Here is a 13,892-nt window from a genome sequence, read left to right on the forward strand (position 1 = left end):
CGATCAGCGCCGGCTGTCTGAGCGGGGGAAGGCGGGCGGGTTCGCCGCCCGCTCGATCACGGCGCCGAGCTGCTCGTCCGTCAGGACGGCCGGGCGGCCGACGCCGAGCCCACGCACGTAGACCTCGCACAGCCACTCCAGCAGCCGGGTGGCCTCGAACGCCTCCTCCAGGCTCGCCCCGATGCTCACCCCGCCGTGGTTGGCCATCAGGGCGGCCCGCTTGCCCTCCAGGGCGGCGCGCACGTTCGCGGCCAGCTCCGGGGTGCCGTACGTGGCGTACGGGGCCACCCGCACGACGCCGCCCAGCAGCAGCGCGTTGTAGTGCACGGGCGGCAGCTCGGTCATCGTCGTGGCCACCACCGTGCCGAACACGGAGTGCGTGTGCACGATGGCCTGCGCGTCGGTGGTCTCGTAGACGGCCAGGTGCATCGGGGTCTCGCTGGACGGCTGCAGATCGCCCTCCACGAGGTGGCCGCTCACATCCACGACCGGGCACGTCTCCGGCGTCAGCCGGTCGAGCGCGACCCCCGACGGCGTGACCGCGACCAGGTCGCCCTGGCGCACGCTGAGATTGCCCGAGGTGCCGATGACCAGGCCCAGCTCGACGGCGCGGCGGCCGTACTCGCACAACTGCTCGCGAAGGCTCATAGGCGTGGAATGTAGTGCATCACAGGCGATCGAGGGCCCTGAGCATGACGCGCTCGGCGTCGGCGCGGGTCAGGCGTTCCGGGTAGAGCAGCACGTGCAGGCTGAGGCCGTCCATCAGGGCGAGCAGGTGCTCGGTGAGGTCGTCCAGCTCCTCGGTGCCGCTCGGCTCGGTGGTGTGATCCGGGGCGGCACTGTTACGCAGCTCGCCGGCCGTGCGGGCCCGGCCGAGCAGGTCGCGTACGGCGGCGCGCAGCTCGTCCGCCTCCGCCCGCTGCACCTCGGCCAACCGTTCCGAGGCCAGGCTGCGGCTCCAGAAGCTCACCTCCAGCCGGGTCTCGCGGGCCCGCTCGTCGTCCAGCGGCAGGTTGTCCAGCAGCAGCTCGCGCAGCGCCGCGAGGGCGGAGCCGCCGGGACCGCCCGCGCCGGTCACTGCGCCGGTCACTGCGCCGGTCACTTTGCCGGTCAGCCGTGCGCGGATGCGCTGGTGCGACTGGCGCAGCGCCGACAGCAGGATCTCGTCCTTGTCGGCGAAGTAGTGGGCCAGCACGCCGTTGGAGTAGCCGGCCTCCTTGGCGATGGCCCGGGTGGTGGCGGCGTCGATGCCGTCCCTGACGATCACCCGGCCGGCCGCCGACAGGACCTCGCGCCTGCGCTCGTCGTGATCGACGATCTTCGGCATCGAACCTCCGTTGACTTTTTATTCGGACGTCTGTCTATTTAGACTATGACCGTCGTCACCGTCGGCGTCCACATCGTCGACATACTCGCCCGGCCCGTCGATCACATCCCCGAGGGCCAGGACACCGTACTGGTAGACCAGATCCGCCTCACCGCCGCGGGCGCCGCCGCGGGCACGGCGGTCGACCTGGTCAAACTGGGCCACGACGTGGTCACCATGGGAGCGATCGGCGACGACGAGCTCGGCGACTTCCTGCTGATGATCCTGGCCAAGCGCGGCGTGGACGCTTCACGTCTCGTCCGCAGGCCGGGGGAGCAGACGGCGGCCTCGATCCTGCCCATCAGGCCCGACGGCGGGCGGCCCAGCTTCCACGTGCCGGGCGCCAACCTCGGGGTCACCTTCGCCGACCTCGACACCGAGACGCTGCTCCAGGCGCGGGCGATCCACCTGGGCGGCATGGACGTCACGTTCGGGCTCGGCGATCCCGCGTTCTTCGAGCTGCTGGACACCGCCCGCGCGAACGGCGCCGTCGTCACCATGGACCTGCTCTCCGAGCTGCCCGACCTGCTCGGCATGGCCCGCGCGTTCCTCCCGCACGTCGACTACGTGCTGCCGAACGAATCCCAAGCTTTACTCATGGCCGGCTCCGACGATGTGGAGTCCGCCGCGCGGGTCCTGCTCGCCGACGGGCCGCGCGGCGTCCTCGTCACGCTGGGCGAGGCCGGCAGCCTCGTCGTGACCGAGGACGGCGCACGGCAGGTCCCGGCGCTGAAGACGGACGTGGCCGACACCACGGGCTGCGGCGACGCCTACTGCGCCGGCTTCATCACGGGCCTGCTGCATGACCAGGACGTTCTGACGGCCGCCCGCTGGGGCACGGCCGCCGCCGCCCGGGTCGCCACCGGCCTCGGTTCCGATGCCGGCCTGACCGACCTCGACTCCACCCTCGCCCTCCTCTGAGATCTCCTCCACTCAACCCCAAGGACCCCTCATGACCGACGCAGAGCTCCGCCTGCGGGCCCAGAAAGTCGTCCCGGGCGGCATGTACGGCCACCTCAACGCGGCCCTGTTCGCCCCCGGCTTCCCCCAGTTCTTCGAACGCGGCGAAGGCTGCCGCCAGTGGGACGTGGACGGCCGCGAGTACATCGACTTCATGTGCAGCTGGGGCCCCATCGTGCTCGGGCACCGCCACCCCCGCGTGGAGGAGGCCGCCGCCCGCCAGGCCGTACTCGGCGACTGCCTCAACGGGCCGGGCCCGATCATGGTGGAGCTGGCGGAGCTGGTGGTCGACACCGTGCCGAGCGCGGACTGGGCGATGTTCTCCAAGAACGGCACGGATGCCACCACGCAGGCGCTCATGGTCGCCAGGGCCGCGACGGGGCGCACCAAGGTGCTGATGGCGCACGGGGCCTACCACGGGGCGGACCCGTGGTGCACGCCGTCCCTGTCGGGCACCACACCGAACGAGCGGGCCGACCTGGTGGAGTTCGCCTACAACTCGCTGGAGTCCCTGGAGGCTGCGGCGGCCACCGTGGAGGGCGACGTGGCGGCGATCATCGTCACGCCGTTCAAGCACGACTCGTTCGAGGATCAGGAGCTGGTCGAGCCCGCCTTCGCCCGCGGCGCCAGGGCGCTGGCGGACCGGCTCGGGGCGGCGCTGGTGATCGACGACGTGCGGGCCGGGTTCCGGATCGACCTGCGCGGGTCGTGGGAGCCGTACGGCGTGCGGCCGGACCTGACGGCCTGGTCGAAGGCGATGGCGAACGGCTACCCGATCGCCGCGGTAACCGGGACCGACGCGCTGCGCGGGCCCGCGCAGACGCTGTACTCGACGGGCTCGTTCTGGTTCTCGGCGGTGGCGATGGCGGCGGCCAAGGCGACCATCGAGACACTGCGCGACGAGGACGGCATCGGCGCCATGGAACGGGCGGGGACGCAGTTGCGTGACGGCCTGTGCGCGCAGGCCAAGGCGCACGGGTTCACGGTGAACCAGACGGGGCCCGTGACGATCCCGTGGCTCAGCTTCGACGGCGACGCCGACCTGTCGGTGGCCATGTGGTGGAGCGACGCCTGCCTGCGGCACGGGGTCTACCTGCACCCGTGGCACAACTGGTTCATGTCGGCCGCGCACACGGAGGCGGACGTGGCCAAGGCCCTGGAGGGTACGGACCAGGCGTTCGCGGAGACCCGCGCCCACTTCGGCTGAGGCGCCCGGATCAGCCGCCCGAGACGGGCCCAGCCGCCCGTGACGAGCCTGGCCTGCTCGTGACGGGCGCGAGCCCGCCCGTCACGCCGGCCGAGGTCTCCCTACTCACCCGCCCGCCGCTCGGACTCCGCGGCGGCCCAGGTGAAGACGCCCGTGGCCATGGTGGACAGCTCGTTCGCCGCCCTGGCGGCGAACACCTCCGCACGTACGCGGTGCACCCCCGCGTCGTCGGGCGCCGCCAGGGCGGCCATCTCCGCGAGGTGGCCGGCCAGCCGCTCGTCCCCCTCGGACAGCGCCTTGCGGGCCGCGTCCGCCAGCGCGGCCGGGCCGCCGGCGAGCTCGGCCACGGCTTTGGCCAGGACGGCGTCGGGGGCGGGCTTGAGATGGGCGGGGTTCCCGTCGTACCAGCCGCCGTAGAGCCGCCACAGGTTGCGGACCACGAACTCCGGCTCGTCGTAGCGCGCCCGCAGGTAGGGCCGGTCGGACAGGTGCGCCGGCGGCCGTACGGAATGGACGATCTCGTCCAGTCGCGCGCCCGCGTTGAGCAGGTCGAGCGTCTGCGTGACCAGAGACTCCAGCCATTCGGCCGTCTCCAGCAGCGCCTGCCGGATGCGGTCGGCGCCGAAGATCGGCGCGCCGTGACTGGGCAGCATGATCTCCGCCTCCAGCCCGGCCATCAGGCGCAGGGCGTGCACCCACTCCCTGGGGTAGCGCTGCACCTTCTGTGGGTTGCCGCAGTTGGGCGTCACCCAGATGAACAGGTCGCCGGGGAGCAGCAGCCGGTGCTCGGGCACCCAGCCGATGCTGGCGTCGTCGGTCTCGCCCTTGGCGTGGATCAGGTCGAACGTCAGCCCGCCGCGCCGCACGGTCAGCCGGTCGGCGTAGGTGACGTCAGGATGCCGGTAGGCGTCTGGCCAGCGCAGTCGCGGCGCCTGGAACTGGCGCTGGTTGATCACCGCGTTGTAGCCGTTGGTCAGCAGGTAACGCTCGAAGCGGGCGACGACCGCCTCGTGGGCGTAGACCGTGGCCCGCCGCCCCTCCTCCTCTCGAAGGGGCCCGTGCCGAAGACGTGGTCGATGTGCCCGTGCGAGTAGAACGCGGTGGTCAGCGGCGCGCGCGTCCAGGCGCGGACGTCCTCGTGCAGCCGCTTGGCCGAGAAGGGGCTGCTGGTGTCGAACAGCGCCAGCTCACCCTCGGTCTCGAACGCGATCACGTTGCCGAAACCCGGCCACCAGCCCACGCCGCCGGCGACGGTGAGGACGCCCCTGCCCTGCATGCCCGGGTCGACGATGCTGTCGTCGGCCTCGCCCCGCCACACGCGCTCCGCGTACTCGGCAATCATGGATCAACTCTAATTCTAGAATTTTGTTCTGTGCAAGCCCGTCACGGCAAGGTCACGTCTCGATCGCACCCCCTTGACGCCCCCGCGGACCCGTTCGTACGTTGCGGAGATCGTTTAGGAAACTTTCCTAATTCAGGAGCCCCCATGACCCACCCCGGTGACATCACCAGGCGTCAGCTGCTCCGCCGGATCGGCATCACCGCGCTCGCCGCCGGCCCAGGCGCCGGACTGCTGAGCGCCTGCGCCACCGCCGGCACCGGAGGCGAGCCCTCCGCCGCCCCCTCCACCTCGCTCCCCGCCTCCGCCGACCCGAAGAACCCCTTCGGCGTGGACGCCAAGAAGCCGCTCGAAGTGGTCATCTTCAGCGGCGGGTACGGCGACGCCTACGCCAAGGACCTGCACGAGGAGCTCTACAAGAAGTCCTTCCCCGGCGTCACGATCAAGCACACCGCCACCCAGGAGATCGGCACCCAGCTCCGCCCGCGCCTGATCGGCGGCGACGCCCCCGACGTGATCAACAACTCGGGCCCCAAGTCGATGGACCTGGCCGCCCTGGCCGCCGAGGGGCACCTGGCCGACCTGACCCCGCTGTTCGACGCCCCTTCGGTGGACGACCCGGCCAAGAAGGTGCGCGACACGATCACCCCGGCCGTGCTGGAGAACGCCAAGGTCACCGGCAAGGACCTGGTGCTCAACTACTCGGTGTCGCACCGGGCCCTCTGGTACAACGCCAAGCTGTTCGCCGCGAAGGGCTGGACGGTGCCGGCGACCTGGGAGGAGTTCACGGCGCTGGGTGAGACCGCCAAGAAGGAGGGCATCCTGCTCTTCGCGTATCCGGGGCAGAAGGGGCCGTACTACCAGCTCTGGAACGTCCTCTACACCGCCGCCAAGATCGGCGGGAACCAGGTCATCATCGACATCGACAACCTGGTCGACAACGCCTGGAACGCCGAGCCCATGAAGCGCGCGGTCACCGTCTGGGCGGACGTCCAGGCGAAATATGGCGACAAAGCGTACTTCGGTCTCGACCACACCCAGACCCAGATCAAGCAACTGCAGAACAAGGTCCTCTTCTACCCGGTCGGCTCCTGGATCGAGAACGAGATGGCCAAGGACATGCCGGACGACTTCGAGTACGCCATCGCCCCCATCCCCGAGGTCACCGGCTCCGACCGGATGCCGTACGGGGCCATCCAGGTCGGCGTCGGCGAGAACTTCGTGGTCACCGCCAAGGGCAAGAACCCGCAGGGCGGGCTGGAGTACCTGCGCCTCATGCTCTCCAAGGAAGGCGCGCGCGGCTTCACCGAGAAGACCAAGAACGTCACGGTCGTGAACGGCGCCGCCGAGGGCGTCGACCTGCCCGCCGGCCTCATGAGCGCCGCCAGGGCCCAGGACAAGGCCGGAGCGAACATCATCACCGAGGCGCGCTTCGAAGGCTGGTACAAGGAGCTCTTCGACTACGGCACCGAGCAGATCAACGTGGTCATGGCCGGCCGGATCACCCCCGAGGAGTTCTGCGCCAACCTGCAGAAGAAGGCCGACGCCGTCAAGGCGGACGACGCGGTCACCAAGCAGACCCGGAGCCAGTGACCGATGGAGCGGCTGCGCAGGTACGGGTTCGTGGCCGGCTTCCTCGCCGTGCCGCTCGTGCTCTACACCGTCTTCGTCATCAGCCCGTACGTCCAGGCGTTCCAGCTCGCGCTGACGAGCTGGAACGGCTACAGCTCGATCGTCCGCTACGTCGGGCTGGACAACTTCGGGCGGCTCTTCCAGGACGAGGTCTTCTGGCGGGCCCTGCGCAACCACGGGATCCTGCTGCTGGTGCTGCCGCTCGTGACCATCCTCATCGCGCTCGTCTTCGCCTTCCTGCTCAACCTCGGCGGAGGCACGCGCGGCAACGGCATGAAAGGGGTGTGGGGGTCGAACTTCTACCGGATGGTGTTCTTCTTCCCCCAGGTCCTGGCCGTGGCCGTGGTCGGCGTGCTGTTCCAGGCCGTCTACCGGCCCGACGAGGACGGCGTGATCAACGGCGTGCTGGCCCGGTTCGGCATCGACCCCGTCGGCTGGCTCATCGAGCCGGACCTGGCGCTCTGGTCGATCATCGCGGTGATGGTCTGGCAGGCGGTCGGCTTCTACGTGGTGCTGTTCTCGGCGGGCATGGCCGCGATCCCCAAGGACTACTTCGAGGCCGCCGCGCTCGACGGGGCCAACCGGCTGCGGCTCTTCTTCTCCATCACGCTGCCGCTGCTGCGCGACACAGTACAGGTCGGGTGGATCTATCTCGGCATCGCCGCCTTCGACGGGTTCGCGCTCATCCAGGTGCTGGCCGGCGACAAGGGCGAGCCCGACGGGGCCACCACCATCCTGCCGATCACCATCTATAACACCGCCTTCTCCTACCAGAAGGTCGGCTACGCCTCCGCCATGGGCGTGGCGCTGTTCTTCCTCACCGTGACCTTCGCGGTGCTGACCTTGCGGACGACCAGGCGGGAGAGGGTTGAGCTGTAGATGGCCGCTCGCAAGCTCGAAAGACCCCGGATCGGCGTGCTCAACGGGCTGTCCCACGTGGCGCTGGCCGTGTGGGCGCTGCTCATCGTCGCGCCGCTGCTGTGGACGTTCCTGGCCTCGTTCAAGAGCAACGCCGAGATCTTCGGCGACCCGCTGCAACTGCCCGGCGCGCTGCGGCTGGACGCCTGGGGGCGGGCCTGGGACACGGCGCACATCGGCCGGTACATGCTCAACACGGTCATCGTCGTCTGCTTCGGCACGGCGGGCACGATGGTGTTCGGCTCGATGGCGGCGTACGTGCTGGCGCGCTACCGCTTCCCCGGTGGCAGGCTGATCTACTACTACTTCGTGGCCGGGCTGGCGTTCCCGGTGTTCCTCGCGCTCGGGCCGCTGTTCTTCGTGGTCAAGCAGGTCGGGCTGCTCAACTCGCACGTCGGCCTGGTGCTGGTGTACGTGGCGTACTCGCTGCCGTTCACCGTGTTCTTCCTCGCGGCCTTCTTCAGGACGCTGCCCGAGGCCGTCGCCGAGGCCGCCCAGATCGACGGCGCCTCCCACACCCGCACGTTCTTCCAGATCATGGTGCCCATGGCCAGGCCGGGCCTGATCAGCATCACGATCTTCAACGTGCTCGGGCAGTGGAACCAGTATCTGCTGCCCCTGGTGCTCCTGGCCGGCGACCCGGACAAATGGGTGCTCACCCAGGGCATCGCCAGGATCTCCACTCTGGCCGGCTACGAGGCGGACTGGCCCGGCCTGTTCGCCGCCCTGTCCATCTCCATCCTGCCGGTCATGATCGTGTACATCATCTTCCAGCGCCAGATCCAGTCGGGGCTGGGCTCGGGGGCCCTGAAGTAACGTGGGCGCGTAGGCGACGCACGCGGGAGGCCCCATGGACGTGGACAGCAGGCTCGCCGGCCTGCCCGGCTGGCGGCGCGAGGGCGACGAGATCAGGCGCACGCTCACCGCGCCCGACTTCCCCGCCGCCATCCGCATCGTGGACGAGATCGCGGTCAAGGCCGAGGAGTTCGGCCACCACCCCGACATCGACATCCGCTGGCGCATCCTCCACCTGGCCCTGACCACGCACGACGCGGGCGGGCTCACAGAGCTCGACTTCAAGCTGGCCGCCGTGATCGACGACATCGCGGAAAAACATGGCGCCTAGCCGCTAATTACCCAGCGTGACCATGCTGTCACTGGTTAGAGTGGGTGCTCTCTCTGAGCCCTCGTGCCGGTGGGGCTCTCGTCATGGGGGGTCTCATGCGCGTGCCCGCGTTCCTGCTCATCATGCTGACGGCGGCCTGTGCCGCACCGCCCGCTCCCGTACAGAACGCCAAGACCGCCCCCGAGCAGTCGGTCAACCTGTCCGCCGCGGGCGAGTTCAGCAACGACGACACCGCGGCCATCGCCTACGACCGCAAGCTCGCCCCGAAGGGCAGCCAGGCGAGCGTCACCGTCGAGTCCGGCCACGGGCAGACCCGCACCTCCCTCGTCGCCGAGGGCCTGCTGCCCGACCGCCGCTACGGCGCCCACCTGCACACCAAGCCCTGCGGCGCCAAGCCCGACGACTCGGGCCCCCACTACCAGCACCACCCCGGCCAGATCGACCCGACCAGCGAGGTCTGGCTCGACTTCACCACCGACGGCGAGGGCGCCGGGCGCGCCAGCGCCCGGCACGAGTGGACCCTCGACCCGGCCAAGGTGCCCGGCTCGCTCGTCATCCACGCCAAGGCCACCAAGCCCTCGGGCCCGCAGGCCGGCACGGCCGGCGACCGCATCGCCTGCCTGACGCTCAAGTGACCCGTCAGAGGGTGCCGTCATAGGCCGCTACCGTCAGCGTTCCCGCGCGCTGCCGGTAGCCGGGAATGGGCGCCTCCAGCCGGACCCTGATCGTCAGCGTCTTCTCGCCGCGTGGTTGCCTGCCCAGGACGAGGAACCCGGTCCCGCGGGGGTCGGCGGGGCGGCGCAGTCATGGGGCCCCTTGATCGGGCGCCCGTTCACCCACACGTCGGTGGTGAGCCGCCCGGCGAGACCGTCCCCGCAGTAGGTGACGATGGCCACTCTGCGACCCCTGTCCGGCACGGTCAGCGTCACCTCGCGGGTGCCGGGCCAGGTGGCGCTGCCCTTGGTGACCAGGTGGAGACTCCCGGCGCTGATCGTCGCCGGCGGCTCGACCGGGGGCGCGGGGGGTTGTGGGGTGGCCGGCGGTGTCCACTCGTACACGCCGAACCGCCACCAGGAGATGTGCAGACGCACGATGATCTTGCGTACGTACGCCTCACGCTCCGCCTCCAGGCGCGGCCAAACCTGCCACGCCTTCAACAGCGCCGTCTGCACCAGGTCCTCGGCCACGCCCCAGTCACGGGCGAGCAGGTAGGCGGTGCGGAGCAGCCGGTGCCACGACGCTTCGACGAACGCGTCGTACTCCGATCGATCCGCCATGCGCGATCCTTCCTCAGGGGACAATCACCCGTCTTACGCCCTCGGAAGCACAGAAGGTTGCACAGAAGGTCGCACAGCCCGCGGAATCGTACGCCTGCTTTTAGGAGTGCACTTATAAGAAGTGCACTCCTAAAAGAATCGACAGGTCAGGGCCTGCTGGTCAGGGTTTGGTGAGCAGGGTGAAGGCGGCGCGGGAGACGATCAGCTGGTCCAGGGTGTCCTGTTCGGTGATCGGCGCGGCCGGACGGCCGCCTGAGCGCCACGGTCGCCGACGACGGCAAGGGCTTCGACCCGCACACGACGAGTCGCAGGGGCCTGGCCACGCTGGCCGACCGGTTGGACGCGCTCGGCGGAGAACTGACGGTGGACAGCGAACCGGGGAAGGGAACACGGGTGAACGCGTGGGTGCCGATCGGTGGATGACGTGATCCGCACAGTGAATCGCCCAATGATCCGCCCAATGATCCGCACGGTGGTGGCCGACGACCACTACCTCGTGCGCGAGGGCACCAGGCGGCTGCTGGAGATGTCGGGCGAGGTGACGGTCGTGGGCGCGGTGGGCGACGCCGACGAGCTCATGGACGCTGTACGCAGGCTCGGCCCCGAGGTCGTGATCACCGACATCCGGATGCCGGGCTGGCAGTGGCGGCAGGGTTTCGAGGGCATCGACGCCGCCCACCGCATCCGCGCCGCGCATCCCGGCGTCGGGGTGGTGGTGCTGTCGCAGTTCGCGGACGCGCTGTTCGCCTTCGAGCTGTTCAAGCACGGCACGGAGGGGTACGCGTACCTGCTAAAGGACCGGGTGGGGGACCTGGACGAGCTGCTCGGGGCGATCAGGGCGGTGGCGTCGGGCGTGCTGGCCTACCTGGGGCCGGAGCCCTCGTAACCGGCCCCAGGCAGACGGCTCATCAGCAGCTGGTTCAGCGGTAGGACAGGCGGCGGAGCAGGATCTCGGCCGGGCCGCGGTGGCCCACGCGCCGCATGACGTCGGCGAGCACCAGCGAGACCAGCCAGGTCAGCGCGGCCACCCCGGTGGCGGCGGCGAGGCCGAGGTCGTCCTGCAGCCCCAGACCGTAGGGGTAGAAGACCAGGACGAACACGACGGACTGGAAGAGGTAGAAGGTCATCGAGCGCTGCCCGAGCGCCTCGACCATCGTGGTGAGCCGCCCCCTGCTCCGGGAGGCCCGGATCGCGATCAGGGCGACGACGGCCGCCAGGCCGATGCCGCCCGCGTACCCGGTGAGCGGCTGCGCCATCGCGGCCGCCCAGACCGCCGCGTCCGGCGCGCTCCACGCCCCGATCTGCAGGAGACCCGCGGGCAGGCCCCCGGCGACGGACACGACGGTGCTGATCACCGCGAAGCGGATGAGCAGGGCACGGTGGTGGTGGGGCTCGTCCAGGATGCGGCGGCGCGCCGCCCACATGCCCAAGGCCATCCCGGGAAGGACGGTGACGACGGCGGAGAGCACGCCGAAGGGCCAGACGAGGGTCCGTTCGACGAGCAGCTCTCCGAAGCTCTGGGCGCCGGCCGCGACGCTGCCCTTGGTGTAGCTGGACACGCCCTGCGACAGCGGGAACCACATCACGGCCCCGATCACGGCGGTGGCGGGGATCAGCGTGAGCCCGGCCGTCCACAGCAGCGCCTTGTCGCCGCGCCGCAGCAGGCCGGTCAGCAGGACGGCGCCGAACCCGTAGACGGCGAGGATGTCGATCGGCACCAGCGCCACCGTGTGAGCCAACCCGATCGCCATCAGCCACCAGCCCCGCCGGCGCAGCAGCTTGCGGGCGCTCACCCAGGAGTCGCCGCGGGCCAGCCGCCGATCGAGCAGCTGCACCAGCGCGTACCCGAAGAGGAAGGCGAACATCGGCCGCGCGTGGTTGCCGACGAAGAGGACGTGGAAGAGATCGGTGATCGTGTTGGCCACCGCCGGGCCGCGATCGACGGCGGTCACGAACAGCGGCGCGTGGGCGAATCCGATGGCCAGCAGCATCGCCCCTCGGGCGAGGTCGGGGGCCAGCGCGCGGCCGGTGGCGACGCCCGGGGGGCCGGGCGCCTGGGTCAGCGTGGTCATTGTTCTCCTTCCGCGGGTCAGCCCGCCGTCGCGGCGCTCCTGGCCGCGTCGATGTTCTTGCGCAGGGCGGTCGTGATCGGCTTGACGGGCTCGGACAGTTGCTCGATGCGCTTGCGGTGCCGGTAGGACTCGGTCCTGGTCAGGACCACCTTCATCCGGGCGGCGGCGGCCAGCGCCGCCAGCACGCGGGCGTCCTGCTCCATCCGGGTGACCGGCCGGCCGCCGCGGATGGCCTGGCCGACGCGCTCGGCGAGCCTGCGCCACAGGTACGCCTTGCGCGGCAGGACCACCGTGAGCGGGAACAGCAGGAACCGGCGCCGTTCGACGCTGATCACCCGGTCGTGCGCCAGCTCGTCGCGCACCAGGCGGACCGCCTTGCCACTCTCCTTTCGGATCCAGTGACGCCAGGAGCGGGGCGGGGAGTTGGAGATCTGCTCCCACACGACCTCTGGCAGCCCGCCGGAGTGGGGCGCGCTGCGGGCCCGCGGCTTGCCGGACTCGTCGGCCAGGTGCCCCGCCAGCAGCAGCTCGGCCAGGGCCGCGGCACGCAGCAGGTAACCCAGCTCGCCGCGGTTGGTCAGGCGCTCCTTGCTCAGGTCGAAGGCCAGCATGAAGGCCGCCCTGGTCAGCGGCTCAGTCTGCTTCGCCGGTGTCTCCATCCGCCTGCTCCTGTTCGTCCCGGCCCTTATCCTGGCCCTCGTCCTGGCCCTCTTCTGGGACCTTCTTCGGCCGCCCGCGCGGGCGGATCCGCCCCACCCCGTCGGGCATCCGGCCGGCTTCGGTGAGCGCCCTGCGCAGCAGGAACTCGATCTGGGAGTTCGTACTGCGCAGCTCGTCGGACGCCCACCGGGCCAGCGCGTCGTGGACCACGGGGTCGAGCCGGAGAAGGATCTTCTTACGTTCCACGGTGGTTACTGGTAGAGCGTGCCGGTGTTGACCACCGGCTGGGTGTCACGGTCGCCCACCAGCACCACGAGCAGGTTGCTCACCATGGCGGCCTTGCGCTCCTCGTCGAGCTCGACCACGTCGTGCTCGGCGAGCTTCTCCAGGGCCATCTCGACCATGCCGACCGCGCCCTCGACGATCCGCTGCCTGGCCGCCACGACCGCCCCGGCCTGCTGGCGGCGCAGCATCGCGTGGGCGATCTCGGGCGCGTACGCCAGGTGGATGATGCGGGACTCGATGACCTTCACGCCGGCGGAGGCGACCCTGGCCCCGATCTCGGTGGAGAGCTGGTCATTGATCTCCTCGGCGTTGTCGCGCAGCGACAGCCTGGGCTCGCCGTGGGCGTCGTACGGATAGCTGCCCGCGATGTGCCGCACCGCCGTCTCAGCCTGGATGGCCACGAACTCCACGAAGTCGTCCACCTCGAAGACCGCCTGCGCGGTGTCCTGCACCTGCCAGACCACCACGGTCGCGATCTGGATGGGGTTGCCGTCGGCGTCGTTGACCTTGGTCACGTCGGTCTCGTGGTTGCGGATCCTGGTGGAGACCCGCCGGCGCTGGGTGATCGGGTTGATCCACTGGAAGCCGGGGGTGCGCAGGGTGCCGATGTAGCGGCCGAGCAGCTGCACCACCCTCGCCTCGCCCGGCGCCACCGCGGTGAGGCCGAAGTAGAGGAAGAACCCGGTGAGCCCTACCAGGACGCCCGCGACGAGCGCCCACACCCCGGCCTGCCCGCCGTCCATGGTGAGCACGACGATCCCGACGATGAACAGCGCGATGCCGGCCAGCTCCAGCGCCGTCGCCACGCCCGCCATCACGAATCCGTTGGCCGCGCGCAGCGGCCGCTCGCTCGTCTGGGGCTCCGGCATGTCCACGACCGTGCCTTCGAGCGCGACCCCGCCCGATGTGTTCGCCATCGACCTGTCTCCCTTCCCATGTGACTTCACCTTGCTAGCAAAGTGATATCACTTTTTGCGGGACGGGGAAACCCTTCGGCGGATGGGACCTTCATGCGGGCATGGCGATGTCACCGCGGGGGCACATGCCGCC

Annotated in this window: 18 protein-coding genes; 9 read left to right on the forward strand and 9 right to left on the reverse strand. The window is 70.3% G+C overall.

Annotation, left to right across the window (positions count from 1 at the left end; genetic code table 11):
- Nucleotides 1–3: 3 nt before the first annotated feature.
- Together AB0C28_RS38385 and AB0C28_RS38390 are read right to left on the reverse strand one after the other, a co-directional pair.
- Complete coding sequence (locus AB0C28_RS38385) at nucleotides 4–648, reverse strand: class II aldolase/adducin family protein (protein ID WP_357848134.1); 645 nt, start codon at nucleotides 646–648, stop codon at nucleotides 4–6.
- 19 nt (nucleotides 649–667) lie between these two features.
- Complete coding sequence (locus tag AB0C28_RS38390) at nucleotides 668–1,327, reverse strand: TetR/AcrR family transcriptional regulator (RefSeq protein ID WP_357848132.1); 660 nt, start codon at nucleotides 1,325–1,327, stop codon at nucleotides 668–670.
- A gap of 45 nt (nucleotides 1,328–1,372) precedes the next feature.
- Between AB0C28_RS38390 and AB0C28_RS38395 the strand changes: the two genes are divergently transcribed.
- Nucleotides 1,373–2,287 carry a carbohydrate kinase family protein gene (locus tag AB0C28_RS38395; RefSeq protein ID WP_358080360.1) on the forward strand — a complete coding sequence of 305 codons (915 nt, stop codon included), beginning with the start codon at nucleotides 1,373–1,375 and terminating at the stop codon, nucleotides 2,285–2,287.
- 31 nt (nucleotides 2,288–2,318) lie between these two features.
- Nucleotides 2,319–3,533: an aminotransferase class III-fold pyridoxal phosphate-dependent enzyme gene (locus AB0C28_RS38400; protein WP_358080361.1), complete on the forward strand. Its 1,215-nt coding sequence runs from the start codon at nucleotides 2,319–2,321 to the stop codon at nucleotides 3,531–3,533.
- A gap of 101 nt (nucleotides 3,534–3,634) precedes the next feature.
- Here the strand turns inward: AB0C28_RS38400 and AB0C28_RS38405 are convergent, their stop codons facing one another.
- Both AB0C28_RS38405 and AB0C28_RS38410 read right to left on the reverse strand, forming a co-directional pair.
- Nucleotides 3,635–4,489, reverse strand: coding sequence for an alkyl sulfatase dimerization domain-containing protein (locus tag AB0C28_RS38405; protein ID WP_358080362.1), 855 nt, complete (start codon nucleotides 4,487–4,489; stop codon nucleotides 3,635–3,637).
- 17 nt (nucleotides 4,490–4,506) lie between these two features.
- Nucleotides 4,507–4,875 carry an MBL fold metallo-hydrolase gene (locus tag AB0C28_RS38410; protein WP_358080363.1) on the reverse strand — a complete coding sequence of 123 codons (369 nt, stop codon included), beginning with the start codon at nucleotides 4,873–4,875 and terminating at the stop codon, nucleotides 4,507–4,509.
- 144 nt (nucleotides 4,876–5,019) lie between these two features.
- On the opposite strand from AB0C28_RS38410, the gene ngcE reads away from it, so the two are divergent.
- From ngcE to AB0C28_RS38435, 5 genes are all read left to right on the forward strand, one after another.
- On the forward strand, nucleotides 5,020–6,465 hold the full coding sequence (ngcE, locus tag AB0C28_RS38415; protein WP_358080364.1) for an N-acetylglucosamine/diacetylchitobiose ABC transporter substrate-binding protein: 1,446 nt from the start codon (nucleotides 5,020–5,022) through the stop codon (nucleotides 6,463–6,465).
- A gap of 3 nt (nucleotides 6,466–6,468) precedes the next feature.
- Nucleotides 6,469–7,383, forward strand: a complete 915-nt coding sequence (locus tag AB0C28_RS38420) for a sugar ABC transporter permease (protein WP_357848122.1) — start codon at nucleotides 6,469–6,471, stop codon at nucleotides 7,381–7,383.
- Nucleotides 7,384–8,238, forward strand: coding sequence for a carbohydrate ABC transporter permease (locus tag AB0C28_RS38425; RefSeq protein WP_346111945.1), 855 nt, complete (start codon nucleotides 7,384–7,386; stop codon nucleotides 8,236–8,238).
- Between the two features lie 34 nt (nucleotides 8,239–8,272).
- The gene (locus AB0C28_RS38430) at nucleotides 8,273–8,548 is read left to right on the forward strand and encodes a 4a-hydroxytetrahydrobiopterin dehydratase (RefSeq protein ID WP_358080365.1); all 276 of its coding nucleotides are present in this window, start codon (nucleotides 8,273–8,275) and stop codon (nucleotides 8,546–8,548) included.
- A gap of 95 nt (nucleotides 8,549–8,643) precedes the next feature.
- Nucleotides 8,644–9,183 carry a hypothetical protein gene (locus tag AB0C28_RS38435; RefSeq protein ID WP_357848117.1) on the forward strand — a complete coding sequence of 180 codons (540 nt, stop codon included), beginning with the start codon at nucleotides 8,644–8,646 and terminating at the stop codon, nucleotides 9,181–9,183.
- Between the two features lie 93 nt (nucleotides 9,184–9,276).
- Here the strand turns inward: AB0C28_RS38435 and AB0C28_RS38440 are convergent, their stop codons facing one another.
- The gene (locus tag AB0C28_RS38440; RefSeq protein WP_358080366.1) at nucleotides 9,277–9,825 is read right to left on the reverse strand and encodes a sigma factor; all 549 of its coding nucleotides are present in this window, start codon (nucleotides 9,823–9,825) and stop codon (nucleotides 9,277–9,279) included.
- 252 nt (nucleotides 9,826–10,077) lie between these two features.
- On the opposite strand from AB0C28_RS38440, the gene AB0C28_RS38445 reads away from it, so the two are divergent.
- Together AB0C28_RS38445 and AB0C28_RS38450 are read left to right on the forward strand one after the other, a co-directional pair.
- Nucleotides 10,078–10,248: a hypothetical protein gene (locus AB0C28_RS38445; protein ID WP_357848887.1), complete on the forward strand. Its 171-nt coding sequence runs from the start codon at nucleotides 10,078–10,080 to the stop codon at nucleotides 10,246–10,248.
- A 37-nt stretch (nucleotides 10,249–10,285) separates the two neighbouring features.
- Nucleotides 10,286–10,711 (forward strand): response regulator transcription factor, encoded by a 426-nt coding sequence (locus AB0C28_RS38450; RefSeq protein ID WP_358080367.1) that lies wholly within the window; start codon nucleotides 10,286–10,288, stop codon nucleotides 10,709–10,711.
- Between the two features lie 34 nt (nucleotides 10,712–10,745).
- Here the strand turns inward: AB0C28_RS38450 and AB0C28_RS38455 are convergent, their stop codons facing one another.
- The 4 genes from AB0C28_RS38455 to AB0C28_RS38470 are packed head-to-tail and all read right to left on the reverse strand — an operon-like array spanning nucleotide 10,746 to nucleotide 13,759.
- Nucleotides 10,746–11,897: a DUF418 domain-containing protein gene (locus AB0C28_RS38455; RefSeq protein WP_358080368.1), complete on the reverse strand. Its 1,152-nt coding sequence runs from the start codon at nucleotides 11,895–11,897 to the stop codon at nucleotides 10,746–10,748.
- A 17-nt stretch (nucleotides 11,898–11,914) separates the two neighbouring features.
- Nucleotides 11,915–12,556: a GPP34 family phosphoprotein gene (locus AB0C28_RS38460; protein ID WP_357848109.1), complete on the reverse strand. Its 642-nt coding sequence runs from the start codon at nucleotides 12,554–12,556 to the stop codon at nucleotides 11,915–11,917.
- A complete protein-coding gene (locus tag AB0C28_RS38465) occupies nucleotides 12,531–12,803 on the reverse strand; it encodes a hypothetical protein (protein WP_358080369.1) in 273 nt (90 codons plus the stop codon). The genes AB0C28_RS38460 and AB0C28_RS38465 overlap by 26 nt, the downstream gene beginning before the upstream one ends.
- A gap of 5 nt (nucleotides 12,804–12,808) precedes the next feature.
- Nucleotides 12,809–13,759, reverse strand: coding sequence for an SPFH domain-containing protein (locus tag AB0C28_RS38470; RefSeq protein WP_357848105.1), 951 nt, complete (start codon nucleotides 13,757–13,759; stop codon nucleotides 12,809–12,811).
- Between the last annotated feature and the right edge of the window lie 133 nt (nucleotides 13,760–13,892).

Origin of the sequence: Nonomuraea sp. NPDC048892, from assembly GCF_040649735.1 — a bacterium.
Classification (GTDB): domain Bacteria; phylum Actinomycetota; class Actinomycetes; order Streptosporangiales; family Streptosporangiaceae; genus Nonomuraea; species Nonomuraea maheshkhaliensis.

Coding starts and splice junctions, on each gene's coding strand:
- AB0C28_RS38420 (WP_357848122.1), top strand. CDS start 6,469: ATGGAGCGGCTGCGCAGGTACGGGTTCGTGGCCGGCTTCCTCGCCGTG.
- AB0C28_RS38440 (WP_358080366.1), bottom strand. CDS start 9,825: ATGGCGGATCGATCGGAGTACGACGCGTTCGTCGAAGCGTCGTGGCAC.
- AB0C28_RS38390 (WP_357848132.1), bottom strand. CDS start 1,327: ATGCCGAAGATCGTCGATCACGACGAGCGCAGGCGCGAGGTCCTGTCG.
- ngcE (WP_358080364.1), top strand. CDS start 5,020: ATGACCCACCCCGGTGACATCACCAGGCGTCAGCTGCTCCGCCGGATC.
- AB0C28_RS38455 (WP_358080368.1), bottom strand. CDS start 11,897: ATGACCACGCTGACCCAGGCGCCCGGCCCCCCGGGCGTCGCCACCGGC.
- AB0C28_RS38400 (WP_358080361.1), top strand. CDS start 2,319: ATGACCGACGCAGAGCTCCGCCTGCGGGCCCAGAAAGTCGTCCCGGGC.
- AB0C28_RS38430 (WP_358080365.1), top strand. CDS start 8,273: ATGGACGTGGACAGCAGGCTCGCCGGCCTGCCCGGCTGGCGGCGCGAG.
- AB0C28_RS38460 (WP_357848109.1), bottom strand. CDS start 12,556: ATGGAGACACCGGCGAAGCAGACTGAGCCGCTGACCAGGGCGGCCTTC.
- AB0C28_RS38470 (WP_357848105.1), bottom strand. CDS start 13,759: ATGGCGAACACATCGGGCGGGGTCGCGCTCGAAGGCACGGTCGTGGAC.
- AB0C28_RS38435 (WP_357848117.1), top strand. CDS start 8,644: ATGCGCGTGCCCGCGTTCCTGCTCATCATGCTGACGGCGGCCTGTGCC.
- AB0C28_RS38450 (WP_358080367.1), top strand. CDS start 10,286: ATGATCCGCACGGTGGTGGCCGACGACCACTACCTCGTGCGCGAGGGC.
- AB0C28_RS38410 (WP_358080363.1), bottom strand. CDS start 4,875: ATGATTGCCGAGTACGCGGAGCGCGTGTGGCGGGGCGAGGCCGACGAC.
- AB0C28_RS38385 (WP_357848134.1), bottom strand. CDS start 648: ATGAGCCTTCGCGAGCAGTTGTGCGAGTACGGCCGCCGCGCCGTCGAG.
- AB0C28_RS38395 (WP_358080360.1), top strand. CDS start 1,373: ATGACCGTCGTCACCGTCGGCGTCCACATCGTCGACATACTCGCCCGG.
- AB0C28_RS38425 (WP_346111945.1), top strand. CDS start 7,384: ATGGCCGCTCGCAAGCTCGAAAGACCCCGGATCGGCGTGCTCAACGGG.